Genomic DNA, 1,598 nt, shown 5'->3' with positions numbered 1-1,598 from the left:
GTGCCTTCGTGAAGGCTTGAGCCTAGTGCGGTGAAAGTTGCACGCTGGGTTCTTAGAGGGACGACACTTGGTAACAGGTGTCGTCTACTCGACGAATGGGTGAAACAGAGCTGGCGACCATGGCAATCATCTCTGCCCTTGAAGCGATGTCGCTTTGTGTGGCGTCTGGCTTGTCGGGAGCTAAGTCTATTGTGGTGGGGAATGCCCTGGGTGCGAACAAACTGTCTATCAGTGAAAAGTATGCGCGATATGCATTAAAAACAGCGTTGATGGTGGGTATTGGCTGTGCCGGGGTGATACTGGCATTGCAGACGACTATTCTGTCAATCTACAGCGAGGTAAGTGTCGAGGTGTTGGAGTTAGCTGCATTGTGCTTCCCCGTATTGGCTATCAGTACCATCACCAGAAACATCAATATTACACTCATCGTTGGTGTTTTGAGGGCGGGTGGTGACGCGAAGTTCTGCATGAATATGGATATTGTCTGCCAGTGGGTATGGGCGGTGCCAATGACGGCGCTGGCTGCAATGTATTTCGGCCTTCCTTTACCTTTGGTCTTCCTCATGATGGTGTCTGAAGAGGTCGTCAAGTTGGTCCCAACAATCAAGCGCGTTTTTGGTAATAAATGGGTTAACAATTTGACTATTGAAAGTAACGCGAGCGCATAAATATGTAGCAAGCGATAGATAATTAAATAAGTGCGAGCTAGTTACCTCGCACTTTTTTATGCGATCATATATACAAATCATATTTCATATATAAGACTATGGCTCATTTGTAATATTATTTTTCTATTTAATCTCAAGTATTGAATAGTGTTTTTCAATAATGGTAAAGTTATTGGTTCTATCCTTGTTGAATATGTCATTATTTTATCATCACACCCATTGGTAGTATTACATCAAGAGTATGACTTTTGGCTTAACCTCTATATCGGGGTTTGCGCTTGTGTCGCTATCCGTTTAAAACACTATCACAAAGTAATTTTTTTCTTTTCCTATGAAGAGTTTTTTTGCCATCGTTTTCCTTTGTTTTTAATGGAATTCCATAGGGTGGTAAGTGCACGTGATCACTTCTTCGTGACTCAATAGATGAAAGCGAATGTACTGCAGCGTGTTCGGAAAGTGTTTTTGCATCTGGTATTGATTGGATATCGGAGTAAGCAGTTTTTGCCTGAAATGCTGAAGATTTACAGGTTTAATATTAGGGTGAGCTGTTTTATTAAATTAGAAAAAGCACATATATAAAATCCGCAAAAACAATATAAATGGTATTTGAACGTTAAAATAATCACGTCAATTGAATAAATTAACTTAGAAGGCCTTAGGTTATGAATAAGTTGTTTAGCACCATTACATGGATGTTCGGTTTATCCATGGCAATATTTACCAGTAATTTTGCAATGGCAGGAGTCGAACAAGAGAGCAAACCCAAAGGATGTATTGTGAGTCTAGAAACAGGCGCAGAATATTGTTTACCTGTTGGGCAACGCTCTGGATATTCGCTACCCAGTTGGATTGGCTTTGTTGCTTAATTCGGTTGGAAGACATGGCAGCCTAAAGTTGTTCGGTTCTTAAGCAATATACTGAGTTTCAGGC

Annotated in this window: 1 protein-coding gene and 1 pseudogene; both read left to right on the top strand. The window is 41.0% G+C overall.

What is annotated here, in order from left to right; genetic code table 11:
- Positions 1-77: 77 nt before the first annotated feature.
- Positions 78-668 carry an MATE family efflux transporter gene (locus tag B5D35_RS23660; RefSeq protein ID WP_078754838.1) on the top strand — a complete coding sequence of 197 codons (591 nt, stop codon included), beginning with the start codon at positions 78-80 and terminating at the stop codon, positions 666-668.
- Positions 669-1,360: 692 nt separating this feature from the next.
- Positions 1,361-1,519 (top strand): annotated as a pseudogene (locus tag B5D35_RS24500) (hypothetical protein); the annotation flags it as partial.
- Positions 1,520-1,598: the final 79 nt, after the last annotated feature.

The organism is Enterovibrio nigricans DSM 22720, from assembly GCF_900167155.1.
GTDB lineage: Bacteria > Pseudomonadota > Gammaproteobacteria > Enterobacterales > Vibrionaceae > Enterovibrio > Enterovibrio nigricans.
The sequence above is the reverse complement of the archived record's forward strand: the minus strand, read 5'-3'. Positions and strand labels throughout refer to the sequence as shown.